Origin of the sequence: Sulfurovum sp. bin170 (assembly GCF_010892395.1) — a bacterium.
Taxonomy (GTDB): domain Bacteria; phylum Campylobacterota; class Campylobacteria; order Campylobacterales; family Sulfurovaceae; genus UBA1140.
In genome coordinates this window covers 1-1,650 of sequence record NZ_JAACKB010000323.1, presented here as the reverse complement: position 1 = coordinate 1,650, position 1,650 = coordinate 1, and the positions used below count along the sequence as shown (strand labels likewise).

Below are 1,650 nucleotides of genomic sequence, written 5' to 3'. Positions count from 1 at the left end.
TACTATCTTTTTTTAGGGTTTTTGTTATTTTTTCTATGTAGGTTTTTAATTTCATTTTTTATTGACATTTTAGCATAATTTTTTTTCCGTAGTTTTCAGAAGCTAAGAGTAAAGACCTCTACAAAGCAAAAAAATATAATGAAGCAAAAGAGGTCTATTATAAACTATTAGAAGAGAAAGATAAAATAGAGCCTTTTCATTTTAATGGAAAATATTATACAGACAAAATAAGAGAGATAGACCCATTTCGTTTTTTTGCAAATCGTCACTATCATGGTTCCAGTTGGGTTGATATGAGTGAAGCAAATCTTATCATCTCTAGGATAGAGTCAATTAGTGACAAGATATTAGATGGGAATCATATCCTATATGCTGGAATCTATTATGATATGTCACTCATTCATCATAGAGAGTTGAAGAGTCCTCAAAAAGCAAAAGAGTATGCTCTAAAGAGTTTGAGTATTCTCTTATCCAAATCTAATATAAACTATCCATCCCTATCTTTAGTCTATGACCAGTTAGCAATAGTTGAAAAATCTCTAGGTAATTTGGAGCGTTTTGAGTCTTTTGCACTAGATGCACTAAGAGCGAAACTAACAGAGGTGATAGATATGCACACCGTTAAAAATATATCTGTAGTATATGAATTTCTTGGAATAGAGAGACATAGTACTTATCTTCCTCGAGAGTCAAGAAGCACTCCTGAAGTAAAAAAAGCCAAATTTAGCTATGGTTTTAATGGTTTTGCTTCAACACATAGTTCTAGAAGATATAAGATGAATAGTTTAAGTGACCAAGAGATGAGAGAGTATCTTAAAAACTTCCAAGATTATCTTTCATATTATCTTTATCTAGCTTATATCGATAAACCCAAAGATAAAAAGAGAGCTTCGGATAAATTGAGAAAAATTATTGATTTTTGGTTCGCCTATAAGGGAGATGTCTCCATTGCTAAAAATATAGTGGGTAGCACTAAAATGGATGATAAAAAAGAGACACAAAACAGATTTAATAGGGACAATTTAGAAGCAGTTGCTAATGAGATAGCCAAGTGCAAGAGTGGCAATAGTAATCTATCCCCAAAAGAGTGTAAAAGTGAAGAGATACTTCATACAGAGTTGTCTAAAATAGAGCCAGACAACAGTACGGTAGAGGAGAAAAAAGAGAGACTTGGCGAAATTGAAGAGTCTCTTACAAATCTATATATATTGAATTCACATCTCACTGACAAAGAGAGAGTTACTATACAAAAACATTTCAAGAGTAAAAAAACAAAGCTCATAAATGAAAAAGAGAAGCTAGAGAGAGAGCTACGCAGATATAGAGACATCGCACCTAAAGATGAACTTGACCAATCAGGTTATCTACGAGCTATAATATCTGCAATGGAAAAAGATGATAATGCCTTTACAAAGGCTCAAAAGGAGGATGGAACTCAAAAGGAGATTATGGAGTTATTACAGAAAGTTCCCAAAGCTCTGAATAGAGCATCTGCTCTTGGTGTCAATAGAAATATTCGTTGGCAGTATAATCCAAATTACTACTCTATAAAACAGTTACTTGACAAAGAGACTATATATATCGACTACGCAAAAACAAATAGATATACTTTTATATTTTCAGTGAGAAATAAAATATATGATAATATTA

At 32.1% G+C, this 1,650-nt stretch carries 1 protein-coding gene; it reads left to right on the top strand.

Annotated features, from left to right (window positions below; translation table 11 throughout):
* Positions 1-293 precede the first annotated feature (293 nt).
* The coding region (locus tag GSY74_RS07665; RefSeq protein ID WP_164664513.1) for a hypothetical protein at positions 294-1,650 on the top strand (1,357 nt) is incomplete at its 3' end.